This window comes from Chelativorans sp. Marseille-P2723 (assembly GCF_902809845.1).
Classification (GTDB): Bacteria; Pseudomonadota; Alphaproteobacteria; order Rhizobiales; family Rhizobiaceae; genus Chelativorans.
The window spans coordinates 873,110-887,191 of sequence record NZ_CADDWI010000013.1 but is presented as its reverse complement, the minus strand read 5'-3'; the positions used below and the strand labels follow the sequence as shown (position 1 = coordinate 887,191).

The 14,082-nt window shown below is 59.4% G+C and carries 19 protein-coding genes; 3 read left to right on the top strand and 16 right to left on the bottom strand.

Features of this window, described 5'->3' with window-relative positions; genetic code table 11:
* Window positions 1-31 precede the first annotated feature (31 nt).
* The 16 genes from HUS57_RS15555 to HUS57_RS15480 form a co-directional block, all read right to left on the bottom strand.
* Complete coding sequence (locus tag HUS57_RS15555; protein ID WP_173934798.1) at window positions 32-913, bottom strand: flagellin; 882 nt, start codon at window positions 911-913, stop codon at window positions 32-34.
* A gap of 157 nt (window positions 914-1,070) precedes the next feature.
* On the bottom strand, window positions 1,071-1,997 hold the full coding sequence (locus HUS57_RS15550) for a flagellin (protein ID WP_173934797.1): 927 nt from the start codon (window positions 1,995-1,997) through the stop codon (window positions 1,071-1,073).
* 182 nt (window positions 1,998-2,179) lie between these two features.
* Window positions 2,180-2,920 (bottom strand): flagellar type III secretion system pore protein FliP, encoded by a 741-nt coding sequence (gene fliP / locus HUS57_RS15545; RefSeq protein WP_173934796.1) that lies wholly within the window; start codon window positions 2,918-2,920, stop codon window positions 2,180-2,182.
* Window positions 2,917-3,423, bottom strand: a complete 507-nt coding sequence (locus HUS57_RS15540; protein ID WP_246727895.1) for a flagellar basal body-associated FliL family protein — start codon at window positions 3,421-3,423, stop codon at window positions 2,917-2,919. The genes fliP and HUS57_RS15540 overlap by 4 nt, the downstream gene beginning before the upstream one ends.
* 15 nt (window positions 3,424-3,438) lie before the next feature.
* Window positions 3,439-4,146 (bottom strand): flagellar basal body L-ring protein FlgH, encoded by a 708-nt coding sequence (flgH, locus tag HUS57_RS15535; RefSeq protein WP_173934795.1) that lies wholly within the window; start codon window positions 4,144-4,146, stop codon window positions 3,439-3,441.
* A complete protein-coding gene (locus HUS57_RS15530; RefSeq protein WP_246727940.1) occupies window positions 4,143-4,589 on the bottom strand; it encodes a MotE family protein in 447 nt (148 codons plus the stop codon). The genes flgH and HUS57_RS15530 overlap by 4 nt, the downstream gene beginning before the upstream one ends.
* 82 nt (window positions 4,590-4,671) lie before the next feature.
* Window positions 4,672-5,781 carry a flagellar basal body P-ring protein FlgI gene (gene flgI, locus HUS57_RS15525; protein WP_173934793.1) on the bottom strand — a complete coding sequence of 370 codons (1,110 nt, stop codon included), beginning with the start codon at window positions 5,779-5,781 and terminating at the stop codon, window positions 4,672-4,674.
* On the bottom strand, window positions 5,778-6,251 hold the full coding sequence (flgA, locus tag HUS57_RS15520) for a flagellar basal body P-ring formation chaperone FlgA (RefSeq protein ID WP_173934792.1): 474 nt from the start codon (window positions 6,249-6,251) through the stop codon (window positions 5,778-5,780). Before flgA ends, flgI begins: the two co-directional genes overlap by 4 nt.
* Before the next feature lie 2 nt (window positions 6,252-6,253).
* Window positions 6,254-7,042, bottom strand: coding sequence for a flagellar basal-body rod protein FlgG (flgG, locus tag HUS57_RS15515; RefSeq protein ID WP_173934791.1), 789 nt, complete (start codon window positions 7,040-7,042; stop codon window positions 6,254-6,256).
* A gap of 11 nt (window positions 7,043-7,053) precedes the next feature.
* The gene (locus tag HUS57_RS15510) at window positions 7,054-7,359 is read right to left on the bottom strand and encodes a flagellar hook-basal body complex protein FliE (protein WP_173934790.1); all 306 of its coding nucleotides are present in this window, start codon (window positions 7,357-7,359) and stop codon (window positions 7,054-7,056) included.
* Entirely contained in the window at window positions 7,356-7,775 is a 420-nt protein-coding gene (gene flgC / locus HUS57_RS15505; protein WP_173934789.1) for a flagellar basal body rod protein FlgC, read from the bottom strand. The genes HUS57_RS15510 and flgC overlap by 4 nt, the downstream gene beginning before the upstream one ends.
* Window positions 7,776-7,777: 2 nt before the next feature.
* Window positions 7,778-8,155: a flagellar basal body rod protein FlgB gene (gene flgB, locus HUS57_RS15500; protein ID WP_173934788.1), complete on the bottom strand. Its 378-nt coding sequence runs from the start codon at window positions 8,153-8,155 to the stop codon at window positions 7,778-7,780.
* 67 nt (window positions 8,156-8,222) lie between these two features.
* Window positions 8,223-8,825 (bottom strand): hypothetical protein, encoded by a 603-nt coding sequence (locus HUS57_RS15495; protein WP_173934787.1) that lies wholly within the window; start codon window positions 8,823-8,825, stop codon window positions 8,223-8,225.
* The gene (gene fliI, locus HUS57_RS15490) at window positions 8,815-10,209 is read right to left on the bottom strand and encodes a flagellar protein export ATPase FliI (protein ID WP_173934786.1); all 1,395 of its coding nucleotides are present in this window, start codon (window positions 10,207-10,209) and stop codon (window positions 8,815-8,817) included. Before fliI ends, HUS57_RS15495 begins: the two co-directional genes overlap by 11 nt.
* Window positions 10,209-10,928 carry a flagellar basal-body rod protein FlgF gene (gene flgF / locus HUS57_RS15485; protein ID WP_173934785.1) on the bottom strand — a complete coding sequence of 240 codons (720 nt, stop codon included), beginning with the start codon at window positions 10,926-10,928 and terminating at the stop codon, window positions 10,209-10,211. The genes fliI and flgF overlap by 1 nt, the downstream gene beginning before the upstream one ends.
* A gap of 3 nt (window positions 10,929-10,931) precedes the next feature.
* Window positions 10,932-11,708 (bottom strand): DUF1217 domain-containing protein, encoded by a 777-nt coding sequence (locus tag HUS57_RS15480; protein ID WP_173934784.1) that lies wholly within the window; start codon window positions 11,706-11,708, stop codon window positions 10,932-10,934.
* A gap of 139 nt (window positions 11,709-11,847) precedes the next feature.
* Here HUS57_RS15480 and motA point away from each other — a divergent pair, with 139 nt between their 5' ends.
* The 3 genes from motA to fliN are packed head-to-tail and all read left to right on the top strand — an operon-like array spanning window position 11,848 to window position 14,065.
* On the top strand, window positions 11,848-12,735 hold the full coding sequence (gene motA / locus HUS57_RS15475; protein WP_173934783.1) for a flagellar motor stator protein MotA: 888 nt from the start codon (window positions 11,848-11,850) through the stop codon (window positions 12,733-12,735).
* A gap of 7 nt (window positions 12,736-12,742) precedes the next feature.
* Window positions 12,743-13,684, top strand: coding sequence for a FliM/FliN family flagellar motor switch protein (locus tag HUS57_RS15470; protein ID WP_173934782.1), 942 nt, complete (start codon window positions 12,743-12,745; stop codon window positions 13,682-13,684).
* A gap of 12 nt (window positions 13,685-13,696) precedes the next feature.
* Window positions 13,697-14,065 carry a flagellar motor switch protein FliN gene (fliN, locus tag HUS57_RS15465; protein ID WP_173934781.1) on the top strand — a complete coding sequence of 123 codons (369 nt, stop codon included), beginning with the start codon at window positions 13,697-13,699 and terminating at the stop codon, window positions 14,063-14,065.
* The last annotated feature ends 17 nt before the right edge of the window (window positions 14,066-14,082 follow it).

The following is a 14,082-nucleotide window of genomic DNA, read 5'->3' as shown; positions in this document are numbered from 1 at the left end:
AAGAGTTGCGAGCAGGGACTTGCCGTGCTCATTACTGGAAGAGGGCCAGGATGTTCTGAGCGTTCTGATTGGCGATGGAAAGCGCCTGGATGCCGAGTTGCTGCTGGACCTGTAAGGCTTGGAGACGTGTGGATTCTTCGTTCATGTCAGCATCCACAAGCTGGCCCACGCCCCGCTCGATGGAATCCATCAGATTGGAGACAAAATCCTTCTGCAGGTCTAGACGGTTCTTGGCAGAGCCCAAATTGGCCGCTGCCGTGGACATTGTGGCAAGTGCCGCCTCGATGTCTTCCAAATAGTCATCGATGGAACCGTCATCGCCATTGGCCACTACGTCTATCTGCATCACATCATGGGCGAGATGCTGTGTAGCGTCGGCGGTTGTGCCATCGGCGGCAAATAGCTTTATCCCTGAAATTGCAATCGAGATGGTGCCGACGCTAACAGTTCCGTTCGAAGCGCGATCGTAGGAGGCGGCGATTTCCAAAGGGCCTGCGTCGTCGGTCGCAAGAATATTGGTGCCGGCATAGCTGGCGCCCGTTGCGGCAGACTTTATGTGGTCCTGCAGGATGTCGATCTCTGCCTGGATCTTCTTCTGGTTCTCGCCGCTGGCGCCGCGGGCGTTGATCAGTTTGGTCTTGATGTCATCAACCGCCTTGATGACATTGTTCATCGCCGTATAAGCGGTGTCGATCTTTCCCGCTCCAAGCCCAAGGGAATCCTGGATGGCAGAGAGCGCCTTGTTGTCAGAGCGCATTGTGGTGGCGATAGACCAGTATGCCGCGTTGTCGCTGGCTTCTGCGACCCGATAGCCGGTGGAAATACGGCCCTGGACGGTTTCAAGCGCCTTGTTCGTCGCTTTCAAGCTCTGCAATGCCACCATCGCAGAGGTGTTCGTCATGATGCTCGCCACGTGCTTGCCCTCATCATCAGCCCCATGCCCCGCGGGCAGGAATGGTTAACGATGGGTACAGGTGTATGGTTAATGGATTCTTAACGGGTGAGGGCACCTATAAAAAAAGGGCCGCCTGTGAGGCGACCCTATCCATCTTGCAGAGTGTAGCTGCCAATTAGCGGAACAGCGAGAGAATGTTCTGAGCGTTGGAGTTGGCGATCGAGAGCGCCTGAACACCAAGCTGCTGCTGAACCTGCAGAGCCGAAAGACGGGCCGATTCCTCGTTCATATCCGCGTCCACCAACTGCCCAACACCACGGTCAATCGCATTCGACAGCTTGGATACGAAATCCTTTTGCAGATCCACGCGGGATTTAGCAGCGCCCAGCTTGGCAGCTCCATCAGCGAGCTTCGACAGAACCGACTCGACATCAGCAAGCATGGAGTCGATGGTCACGTCGCTATCGTCAGAGGATGACGCCGCGATAGGATCGGTGCTCGTATCTGTTAGAGCAAAGAAGTCATCGGCGAACAGCGCAGCGGCGATGCCGGTCACGGTGGTAGTCGGAGGAGTGCCAGCGGTTACCGTAGTCTCGAGCACCTGAACATCGGCACCGGTAATGTCGATTGTCTCTACCGAGACGCTGGTGCCGGTGCGGTTATAGGATGAAGTGATCGAGACGTCATCGCCATCCTTAAGCATGTTGGCGCCGGCATAGTTGGAATTCTCTACGACCGACTTGATGTGATCTTTGAGCGCGGTGATTTCCGTACCGATCTTCTTCTGATCTTCAAGGCTGGCGCCACGTGCGCTGACCAGCTTTTCCTTGATCTTGTCGACGGTGTCGATCACCTCGTTGATGCCCGTATAGGCGGTGTCGAGCTTGCCGGCGCCAAGGCCAAGCGCATCCTGCACGCTGGAAAGAGCCTTGTTATCCGAACGCATCGAGGTCGCGATGGACCAGTAGGCGGCGTTATCGGACGCTTCCGCCACGCGCAGGCCGGTCGAGATACGCGACTGCGTGGTGGCCATGTTCTTGGAGATGGTGTTGAGGGTCTGCAGCGCCGTCATCGCCGACGCGTTGGTGTTGATGCTAGCCATGGGAATAACGCCCCTGAAACAGAACTACGAGGGACATACCGGGCTTTACCGGTGATGACGGAGAGGCATCATGCCGTGGGTACTACTGGAACCCACTCCGTCATGCATCGGCACTGTTATGCCCTCCATTTGCTACCAAATGGATAATAGCGGCTGGGTTCGATGGTCTTTTGAAGCTGGAATCAGGCAAAAGACCGGACAAGACTGCCCACCAGCAGATTCCAGCCGTCAATGAGCACGAAGAACAATATCTTGAAGGGGAGCGAAACGACGGTCGGCGGCAGCATCATCATGCCCATGGACATGGTGATCGTGGCTACGATCAAATCTATCACCAGAAAGGGCAGGACGATCAGAAAGCCGATCTCGAAGCCGCGGCGAATTTCCGAGATCATGAAAGCGGGGATAAGGACCCGCATATCCGCCTGCTGCGCCTCGGTCTGAACTCCGCCGCGTTCCACCGCCAGATCGGCGAACAGGTTATAATCCTCGTCGCGTACATTCGCGCTCATGAACCCGCGGAACGGTTCCGCTATCCGCTCCACCGCTACCGCTTCGTCGATCTCGTTGTTCATAAGCGGCTGCACGCCATTATTCCAGGCCTGATCGAAGGTCGGCGCCATCACATAGAACGTCATGAAGAGCGAAAGACTGATGAGGATCAGATTAGCCGGTGTGGACGGCAAGCCGATCCCGGTGCGCAATATTGAAAAAACGATGACGAAGCGGGTGAAGCTCGTCACCATGATGAGGATGCCCGGCGCGATCGACAGTACCGTCAGCAGGCCGAAAAGCTGGATGATATAGCCAACGCTCGTGCCGTTGGCCTGACCCGCCAGCGCGCCAAGGTCGAGCGTCTGGCTGGCAGCCGGGGAAGCGCCGGCGAAAAGCACGGCGGAAAGGATAGCTAGGGGACGCATCATTCGTAGAGGAAGGTCAGGACAAGAACCTGCTTCACGCGGTCATTGCTGCGAATACGCGCACGCTCAAGGAGGTCAGCTTTGAGGTGGTGGAATCCGCTGCTGCTCTCGATCTGCTTGAGCTTCACCGTGCGCATATAGGCAAGCAGGTCCTGATGAATGGTCCGCGCAAGCTCAGGATCGGCCGGACCATCGAACGCCAGCGCGAGCTCCATGCGCAACCACACATCCGCCGGCTCGGCCAGATTGATGGTGATGGGATCGAGATTGAAAACGATGGAAGGCGTTCCGGTAAGAGCTTCTTCGGCTTCTCCTTCGTTGGGGGTTTCCGCCTGCGCAGACACTTCCAGTCCAGACTTTGCCGCGGGATTGTGGAGTTTTTCCAGATAGGTGCCCGTCAGCCAACCCATGCCAGCCGCCAGAACCGTAATGACGAGCAGCGCCGCTAACTGCATGATAAGCGGTCTGCCTTCCTTCTTCTCTTCTTCCTGTGTGATGACAGCCATGACGATGCTTTCCGGTCAGAAAGGCAGCACGTTATCGAGCACCTGATGCCCCCAGGCAGGTTGCTGCACTTCCGTCAGCCTACCGCGCCCGCCATAAGAAATGCGCGCTTCTGCGATGCGCTCGTAGGAAATCGTATTAGCGGGGCCGATATCGCTTGGCCGCACGATACCGGCGATAGTGAGCACCCGAAGTTCGGCATTGACGCGTACTTCCTGCGTGCCGGAAATCCGCAGATTTCCATTGGGCAGCTTTTCGGTAACGATGGCCGCCACGACAAGGCGCATGTCCTCCGACCGCTTCGTCTCGCCAACTCCCACAGTCGATGTGCCGGAGCCGATATCCCCCTCGGCTTGTGCTGAGCCGCTGGCATTCCCGAAGGCATAAGAACCGCCCAAACCAAGATTGCGCCTTGACTGCCGCGAGCGTGCCGATTCATTCTCGAACCTGGCCTTGTCATTAATGGATATGACAACGGTCAATATATCGCCGACCTCCAGCGCGCGCGGATCGGTGAAGAAGCGGCTTTGCCGGTCGCTCCAGAGCGAATGGCGGCTGACGCGCTGAGGCTTTCTTTCCGGATAGTGATAGGCCTGAAGGACGGTGGGTTCAGCCCCAGCCCCAACAGGAGAGAGTGCAGGAGGCTTGCCAATTTCGTCAGTACTGGCGCAACCTGCGAATGCGGGAAGGGCAAGGATAATGAAAGCTGCTGCCGTCTTGTTCATGACGGGTCCTCAGGCCGGGCCGCACTCGCCATGATGCTCGTAAGCGTGGCTGCGGCCTTGCTGTTCATCTCATTGAGGATAATGCCAGCCACACGCGGCTCCAGCTTCATCAGAATAGCTGCAGCAAGCTCTAGGCGGACTTCGGCCAGGCGCTCGGCAGCAGAGTCCGGCCTCATGCTCGAATAGATGCGCACGAGATTGTCCTCGGCGGCGGCAAGGAAATCCTCGCGCCGCGCCAGCCAGCTTTCATATTCGGCACGTTTTTCTTCCAAGATTGCGATGCGGGCATCGACCTCATCCTTGAGTTTTTCGAGCTCCTGCGCTTGGAGCGCATAGCGCCGGTCTTTCGCCGCATCAGCGATGCTGGAACAGTAGCGCGCAACCTCGTCCTGCGGCACAGCGTTCAGTTCCGCCGCCTCTGCGCCGCCCTGGCCTGCGAGCATCAGAACCGCAATCACCGGGGCAAGTGCGCGCCGGGTCATGCAAAGGTCCGTATCGAGGAGGCGCATCTCTTTCCTTCCCCCCTTACTGCAGGACCAGCTCGCCCTGGAGCGCGCCCGCCGTCTTGATTCCTTGCAGGATCGCGATGATCCCGTCGGGCTTTACCCCGAGCCTGTTGAGGCCGGAGACGAGCGTTTGCAAGTCCGGCCCATCAAGTACGGCGACGTTCGCATCGGGCCGGCTAGCGTCGATCGCTGTAAAGGGCTCGACCGCCGTCTCGCCGCGGCTGAACGGCTCCGGTTGCACAACCCGTGGCATCTCGGTGACGCGTACGGTAAGCGCGCCATGACTGATGGCGACGCGGGAGATACGTACATCATTGCCGATCACGACCGTGCCTGACCGCTCGTCAACGACCACACGCGCCGGTGCATCTACATGGACGTGCAGATTCTCGATTTCGGCGTAGAATCGCGCGGCAGAGATCCCTTTGGGCTTTTGAATGACGACGGTTCGCGCGTCCCGCTCGCTTGCAAGCCGCGCGCCGAAGCGCCGGCTGGTATATGCGTTGACCGCGTCGGCAATGCGCACGGCGGTCGAGAAGTCCGGGTTCCTGAGTTGCAGGGTCAGCGCCAGAAGATCGTCGAAGGAAACTGGCACACCGCGCTCGATGATGGCACCGTTGGGAACGCGCCCGGAAGTGGGAACGCCCTGCGTAAGCGTTTCCGCCTGTCCTTCGGCACGGAAGCCTGAAACGATGACCGGCCCCTGCGCCACGGCATATATCTCGCCATCAGCTGCGCGCAGCGGAGTCATCACCAGCATGCCACCGGCAAGCGATTTAGCATCCCCGAGGGAAGAAACGGTAACGTCGATCCGGGCGCCCGACTGCACGAATGGTGGCAGATTTGCGGTGACAATCACCGCCGCGATATTCTCCGCCCTTGCCCTTCCGCCTTCGGTGGCGATGCCCAGATTTTCGAGCATCGCCCGCATTGATTGCTCGGTAAACGGTGCATTGCGCAGCCTGTCACCCGTACCGTTCAGGCCGATCACCAGTCCATAACCGACAAGCTGGTTGTCCCGCGCAGCCTGAAGCTCAGCGATATGCTTGATCTGGGTCTTTCCGCCTGCAAAGGCGGGCAGCATGGCGGCAAGGACCACCAGTGCGGACAACAAGCCCCTGAAGATCATGACGCCCCAACCCGCACCGTGCCGTCCTGCATGACGATCCCGGTGAAAATGGCGCCGCTGTCGATATTGCGCACCCTGATCTGTTCGCCTGCCGCCCCGTGCTGGAGCGGGACAGCAAGGACGGAGATGGTCAGGGCGCCATGGGTGAGGATCGCCGTGACCGTAGACCCCTGTTCCACCAGATAGGGTGCGCGAATATAGGAAAGGGGGATCAGCCGCCCGGGCAGAAGCGTGCGTCGGGCTACCTTGCCTTCCAGTTCGTCGACCTCGCGGGCGATGGACGCGGCGCCCCGTGGAGGCTTGCGCAGCAGCATCTCCTGAATAGCGTCGGCAGAGATTGTTTCGCCGGGATAGATGACGCGTGCAGGCACGACGACGATATCCTGGGCGCCGGCGGGCGTGGCAACGAAGGAGAGGGCCGCCAGCAGACCCGCCAGAAAAAACCGTTTACTGCACCGCCGGTTCTGCATCGCTATCGCAACGACTGGGTCACTGTGGCGGCCATTTCATCGGCCGCCTTGATGACCTTGGAGTTCATTTCATAGGCGCGCTGGGCGGAGATCAGATCGGTTATTTCCTTCACGGGATCTACGTTTGAGGCTTCCAGATATCCTTGCTCGACGGTCGCAAAGCCCGGCTCGCCAGGCACGCCGACATTGGCAGGGCCGGATGCGACCGTCTCGCGGAAGAGGTTGTTTCCAATGGGAGCGAGTCCTGCTTCATTGGAAAAAGTGGCAAGGGTGAGCTGCCCCAGCACCTGCAGGTCGGGCTCGCCATCCACGCGGGCGAAGACCTGGCCGGACTTGTTGATGATCACATCCACCGTTTCCGGGGGCACGACGATAGCTGGCATCACCGGAAATCCATCCACTGTGACGAGCTCGCCATTTGCGTTGGTGTTGAAGGCCCCGGCACGGCTATAGAGCATCTCGCCATCGGCTCCCTCAATCTGGAACCAGCCTTTACCGGCCAGCGCCACGTCCAGCTTGTTACCGGTATTGGTGAGCGAACCCTGCACATGCACATTGCGCACCGCCGCCGTCTTGACGCCAAGCCCGATATTCGCGCCCTCCGGCACGATGTTCTGGTTGGCCCGTTCGGGCACGCCCTGCAGCCGCTCCACCTGGTACAGCAGATCGGAAAATTCTGCCCGCGCCCGCTTGAAGCCGGTCGTATTGATGTTAGCGATATTGTTGGCGATGACCTCCAGATTGGTCTGCTGGGCGGACATGCCGGTGGCGGCGATGGAAAGGGCTTTCAACGGGCTACTCCTCAGATCGCCATTCGGCTGATTTCCAGATAGGCGGTCACGATCTTGTCACGGATGGCGATGGCCGCTTGAAGCGATTGTTCCGCATCCATAACCGCATCCACGACGGCGCGTGTTTCCGCCTCTCCCTGCAATGCCTGGAGGGATAGGTTTTCCGCCTTCGTAAGGCGCGAGACGGTGTCGGCTGCCAGTTCGCTCACCATGGCCGAGAATGCATCACCATCGGTGGGCGCAAGCTTCGGCTCGGAAAGTACCGGATCGGTGCCGATCGCAGAAATACGCGGAAGATTTGCGATACCGGATATCATCCATTGCTCCGCAGAAGATCGATGGTCATGGAAATGAGTTCGCGAGCCTGCTTGATCGTCTGAAGGTTCGCCTCGTAACCGCGATTGGCCTCGCGCATGTCCGCTATCTCGACCAGCATGTTTACATTTGGCATCTTCACATAGCCGAACTCGTCGGCTGCTTCGTGACCCGGCATGTATTCGACCGAGAAGTCGGCCGGATCGCGCGCGATTGCGGAAATCTGCACCATTGCGCCGCCGGTTGCCCGGTCGAGCTCGGCCGCAAAGCTGATTGTCTTGCGGCGGTATGGATCGCCGCCCGGCACATCGCTTGTGGACTGTGCGTTGGCGAGGTTTTCCGAGACGATGCGCATGCGTTCTGATTGGGCAGTAAGACCCGAGCCAGCGATCTTTACGGCAGCGGAAAGCGGGTCCATGCTTAACCTCTCGCCGTCATCATGATCATGCGGTGGAAGGCCTTCACGATGGCGGTGTTGAGCTCGAATGCGCGGCGGACTTCGCCGGCCTTGACCAGTTCATCTTCGAGCACAACGCTGTTCTCGGAAGGCAGCATCTTCGGGTCCTCGCTCCTGTCTAGCAGGAAGGATGCCGGCGTAACCCCGTGGTGCTGGTGTTGGCCATGGGTCGCCTTCATCGCGACGCGTGATCCGTCAAGCACCTTTTCGAAGGGCTCCACGTCCACTGCCTTGTAAGCTGGCGTATTAATGTTGGCGATATTGCCAGCCACTGCTGCCTGGCGGACCGAAAGCCACCGGGCCTGATGCGCGGCCAGATCGAACAGGTTGACTGCTTCCATAAGCTCTCATCCAGATTCTACTGGCAGCAGGGTAGGCCGTCAGTCTTGCGCGGGCCTTGCGCCTCGGTCAGCGTGAGAGTTGGATTTCCGTGTCTGCGCTGGTGACGAGAACCCACGTCTGGGCGCGCCGTTCGACGCGGGAGACGCGGCTGCCATCCGGAAGAAGCGAGCCGGGCTGCACCATCCAGAATCCGTCGTCATCTTCGATCATTGCGCGTCCATTTTCCGCGGCAATGAGACGGAATTTGCGGCGGTCGCCCGGAAAGGGCTGCTCATACAGGCTTTCCGAGAGCTGCTCAGGTGTTTCGGGCACAGTTCCTGTTGGAACGAAATCGAGGTTCGGCATTACGAAAGTCGCCTCATCGTCACGGAGCCCCGGCCGAAGATTGTGGAGCTTGGGCTGTTCGGCCAAAGTGAACGGGCGAATTCCAAAACTTTCCTGATGTAGGAAGATGTACCACGGGAAGATAGCGCAGATACCTGCCAGAAGCGCGCCGCCAGCGGCCAGCAGCCAGTCGTTGCCGCGAAAACGGGCTGGGGTTTCGCGTGGGCGCGCAACACCGGATGGGGGGACCTTCTGTCTCTGGCCGGGATAATATTCGAGCGGATCGGCGGCCGTCTCCAAGGGCGTCTTGTCAGGCAGCACAAGCCCTGCAAGCTTATCCGCCATTGGATGTCTCCTTTGCCTTTAGGTGAGCTGCTAGTTCTGCGAACGGGTCCCGTGAAAGCGGATCCGTGGGCGACTGCCGCAAGATCTCGTAGATGAAGGGCACCTGTCGCACGGCAAGGTCGAGTTCGGGATCGACTCCTGCCTGGAATCCGCCGAGCAGCCGGATATCCCTTGTCTCTTCGAAGCGGGCTATCATCGCCTTAAGACGCTGGATCACGGGTTTTCGGTCGTCCGTCCATGCACGGTCGGCAAGGCGTGATATGGAAGCGAGCGGGTTGACTGCAGGAAAACGCCCCTGCTCCGCGATTGCACGGTCGAGCACGAGATGACCATCGAGGATGCCCCGCACGGAATCTGCAACCGGGTCATTATGGTCGTCCCCATCGACGAGGACGGAGAAGATTGCCGTGATGGAGCCGCATCCAGCTTCGCCAGGTCCCGCCCTTTCGAGAAGGCGGGGCAGATCGGTGAAGACGGAGGCTGGATAGCCGCGCGCAACCGGCGGCTCTCCCGCACTCGCAGCCACCTCCCTCGCCGCATGCGCATAGCGGGTAATCGAATCGAGCAGAAGAAGAACCTTCTCGCCGCAATCGCGGAAATGTTCGGCCACCCGCATTGCGGTGTCGGCGGCGCGGCGGCGCATCATTGCGCTTTCATCGCTCGTTGCAACCACTGCAATGGTCTTGCGCATGCCCGTTTCGCCGAGCGTGTCTTCCAGAAACTCGCGCACCTCCCTGCCCCGCTCGCCGACCATGGCGATCACCACTGTATCGAAGGCTTCCGCGCGGGCAAGCATGGCAAGAAGTGTCGATTTTCCAACGCCGGAACCTGCGAAGATGCCGATGCGCTGCCCGAGACAAAGGGGGGAGAACAGATCCACCACACGTACGCCGGTAAGAAACGGTTCGGCAATACGTTGCCTGCGCAGGGCCGGCGGTGCGCCCCGAGTGCCACCCGGCTCCGAGGCGGGGCGAAACAGCGCCGGACCGCCATCGAGAGGGCGCGCCAATGCGTCGATGACCCGGCCGCGCCAGCTCGCATGGGCGGTGATGTCCAGCGTTCCCATGGCGAAAACTGCCTGACCAAGACTCGCCTCGCCTGAGTGCTCGAAGGGCGCGACAATCACCTCGTCCTCGGAGATGCGCACAACCTCGCCCCGATAATCCCGGTCGTCTTGCCGATAGAAGATGATCTCCCCTAGCCGGGCCTTTTCGGAAATGCCGCGCACACGGTAATGTGTGGGCGTTACTTCCGTAATCCGCCCGCCATGCCGGACCATCTGCATGGGAGTGCTGAACCTCCGATAGAGGCACCCCAGCGCGGCAAGCGGGTTGGAACTCCCTGTTCCGATGTGCTCCGCTGCTTCAGCCGTGCTCTGTCCCATCAGGAACCTATCGCCTTGATGGCGTTCTTCATCGAGGCATCGCTATCGCGCATGAGCGCCGTCACCTGCTCGAAGGTGCGCTGAACCTGGATGAGCCGCATCATCTCGTTAACCGGATTGACGTTGGAGTTCTCCAGAAATCCCTGGGCAACACCGACATCCGGCTGATCGACCACCGGCTGCGGCAGATTACCGGGCAGGAACCCGGAATTGCCGTAGCGCGTGGCGTTGGGGCCGGGAATGTAGGAGAACAGACCGATAGCACCTACCTGCTGGCCATTCTGAAGCAGCATGCCATCTGCACCTGCGTCCGGCGGCCCGGCCAAGGGATCCAGCACCAAAGGAGCCCCGCCGGCATCGAGTACTGGATGCCCTTCATGAGTTACAAGCTCACCGGTATCGAGCATGGTGAAACGGCCGTCCCGCGTCATCATCGGACCTGCCGGTGTTTCCACGGCAAACCAGGCCTCGCCCTGCAGCGCGAAGTCAAACGGGTTGCCCGTCTCCTGCAAACCGCCTGCCTGAGTGCTATAGAAATTGTTCCCGGTAGAGACGAAGCTTACCGCCTCGTCGGAAAGTCCTGTCAGCACATCGCTGAAGCTGACGCCGCCTGCGCGAAATCCCACTGTCCCAGCATTAGCGACATTGTCCGCCAGCGTTGCAAGCCGTCGCTCCAGCGCCATCTGGGACGACAGGGCTACGTAAAGTCCGGTCTGCATTATCTATCTTCTCATCTGTGCGATGGTGAGCAGGATATCGGTTGAGATGCCGAACTCAGCAGGCCGACTGAAAAGTGCCGCAACTGAGTTTTGTGGACTGAAGGACGGGTTGTTGATTTCCCAGAGCATGGTGAAACGCTTGAGGAACTCTTCAAGCTTTTCCGGATCCTTCAGATCCTCCAGATCCAGCCGCTCCTTGATCATATCGGCCTGCTTGTCGATATCGGCCTGCCCGAGCGCCTGCGGAAAGCCGAGCGCGGTGCGTACGACCTGGGCAAGGGCAGGATCGGCGAGAAAATCGTAGTAAGAAGTCAGGCTGCCCGCCTTGCGCTGGAAATAGAGCGCCAGGCGCACGCCTTCATTCTGCCTGCCGGCATCTTCTTCCAGCGTCTGGCGCAGATATTTCTCCACCGTTCCGGTAGTCGAACCATGGAATGTCGTCGTCTTCTCGCCATAACGGGCAAAATTGAAGGTCTCGACAAACTCACGGTAGCGCTTGTCGGTGAGCTTGTTGGCAAAACTCTCCCGGTCATCGATACCACCTTCCAGCGCTTTCAGCATAAAGGCTTTCGCATAAGCCATGTCCGCCAAGCCATGCGCCTTCATCGCGTAGCGGAATAATCGGTCGTCCGCGACGAACTCCTCGATGCTTTTTACCTGCCCGATATTCTCCAGGTAGTACTCGGTTTCCCGGCTCGCCATCGGCTGCTGTTCCACACGGCTGATGGAGCGCGCCATATCGCGCGCGATAAGGTGGTAGCTCGTATAGGTGTCGATCACGCCAACCTCCGGCAAGTTGGCATGAGAGTAGCGCGACTGCCTTGCGCGAAGCTGTTCGGCTAATTGCCTGCAGCCATTCAGCCTCACGCAAGCCACGACAGTTAATTCGGAAGGCAATAATGGTCAGTAAAGGTGTGAAGTGGGCATTCTGCTGGGACTTGTCGTCACCTTTGGTTGCGTGATCGGTGGCTTCATGGCCATGGGCGGCCATATCGATGTACTGATCCAGCCATGGGAACTCGTCATCATTGGCGGTGCAGCGCTGGGTACATTCCTGGTGGCCAATCCTCTCGCCATTGTGAAGGACACCGGCGCAGCGTGCATCGAGGCCTTCAAGAACCAGGTGCCCAAGGAAACTGAATATCTGGAAGCGCTCGGGGTACTGCACAGCCTGATGCGTGAACTGCGCGCCAAGCCACGCAGCGAGGTGGAGGCGCATATCGATAACCCTGATGATTCGATCATTTTTCGCACCTTTCCGACGGTTCTGCAGAACCAGGAACTCACGCAGTTCATCTGCGACTATTGCCGCCTCATCATCATCGGCAACGCACGGCCCTTCGAGATCGAAGCGCTGATGGACGAGGAGATCCATACGATCCGAGGCGACCAGTTGAAGCCGTACCGTGCGTTGCAAACCGTCGCCGAAGGACTGCCAGCATTGGGAATCGTGGCGGCAGTTCTCGGTGTAATCAAGGCGATGGGCGCGCTTGACCAGTCGCCGGAAATTCTGGGTGCGCTTGTTGGTGCGGCCCTTGTCGGAACCTTCCTTGGCATCTTCCTGTCCTATGCAGTGGTCGCGCCCATTGCCAATAAGATCAAGACGGTGCGCGACAAGAAGAACAGGCTTTACGTGATCGTGAAGCAGACGCTGCTGGCCTATATGAACGGCTCCCTTCCGCAGGTGGCGCTGGAATTCGGCCGCAAGACAATTTCGGCGGATGACAGGCCATCCATCGATGCGGTCGAGCAGAAGACACTGAGCCAAGTTCCCGCCGATGCGGCGGTAGAGAAACAGGCGGCTTGAGCGGCTGATGAACGCACTCGTGAACGACCCCGAGAAGATGCGCGAATTTGTGGTGGAACGCCTCGTGGGAGCCACCGGTGATCCCCGCCTTGTCACCGAGGCGGCGCGGAATATAGCAACGCGCGCACTGCCGCTGGTGCAGGAGACATTTCAGGAAAGGTACTCCGCTTCCCTTTTGGTGGAAGTGTCCGATATCGAGAATGTGAGGCTCGCGGAATTGAGGCCGGAGCCGGATTCCCTCGATGCGCTGGTTGTTGTCCCTTCGGGCACGTCCCGCGATGCGCTCACCATGCGGCTCGATGCTCGCGCCTTGTCCTTGCTGGTGAACGTTATCCTTGGTGGCGATCCTGATATCCCGCCACTGCCTGCGAACCGGCCGCCGTCCAGAATTGAGATGGACGTGGCCGCTCTCGTCTTCGGCGCCTTTGCACAGGCTCTGAATGGAACAGGCGACCGCTCTCTCGGACTGCGCCTGCCCGTTCCCCAACCTCTTGCAGGGCCGAGCGATTTCAAGCAGCTCATCGTTCGTGACGGGCCGGGAGTGCGCATAGACTTTTCGATTGGAGTTGGGGCCTTAACGGGTTCTCTTACAGCCTGGATACCGCATCGTGTCATCCTTGAAACGAGAGTTCAGGGCGTCCGCACGAGTGGAGATACGCCTCCTCCGGCCCAATGGCAGCAACGCTTCAGCGAAGAGGTGCGCCGTTCAAAGGTGCAGGTCACCGCGACCATTCCGCTGATGAAGGTGGCACTTGGAAAGCTTGCCGATCTGAAGCTCGGCCAGGTTCTGGAATTAAAAGAGAGTGCGCCGAAGGAAACCAGAATTTCGGTTCGCAACCGTCCCATTTTTATCTGCGAATTCGGCCGTCTCGGCCAGAACTATACCGTTCGCATCACCAAGCCCTTTGATGACCGGAAGGCCATCATCGAAGGTTTGTTAGCGGACTGAAGGAGACATCCCATGAGCAGCAGCCGGACCGCCACCAAGAAGAACGCAAGCGAGTCGTTGAACCAGGCGATCGACGAGATGCGCAACGTACTTCATGACGACGCGGCGCAAAAAAATGACGATGCCGGCAATGCTCCCCTTGTCATGGGGATTCCTGTCGAGGTGCAGGTCATGCTCGGCAGCGCGGAAATGACGGTTTCCGAGCTTATGGCCCTGCAAAGGGGCTGCACCGTTACGCTTGACCGGCGCATTGGAGAGCCGGTCGAGATCGTAGTCAATGGCCGGCGGATTGCGCGTGGGGAGATTACGGTTCTGGAAGAGGATCCGAGCCGCTTCGGTGTACGGCTGACGGAGATCGGCGGCTCGGCACAGGTCGAATGAACACCACCGGGAGAGGA